The 271-nt window shown below is 60.5% G+C and carries 1 pseudogene; it reads left to right on the top strand.

Annotated elements, in window-relative coordinates:
- A pseudogene (locus ACWGS9_RS36195) lies at nucleotides 1-271 on the top strand (hypothetical protein); the annotation flags it as partial.

Here is a 271-nt window from a genome sequence, read left to right as displayed (position 1 = left end):
CTACCGAATCCCAGTTGCGCGAGAAGTTGCGGAAGATCGAGGCCCTTTTCGTGGGTGCTGGAACGGCCGGCGAGCGGCTCGCGGCGGAAGCGGCGCTGGAACGTGTGCGGGAGCGTTTGACGGAACTTGGGCGGCAAGATCCCTCAATTGAGATGCAATTCTCGATGCCGGATCAATGGTCGCGCCATCTGTTTCTCGCCTTGTGCCGGCGTTATGGCATGAAGCCCTATCGCTATTATCGGCAACGGCGCAACACGGTCATGGTTCGCGC

Source organism: Mesorhizobium sp. Arg314 (assembly GCF_053714275.1).
Note: the sequence above shows the minus strand (reverse complement) of the source record. Positions and strands in the feature narration are given on the sequence as shown.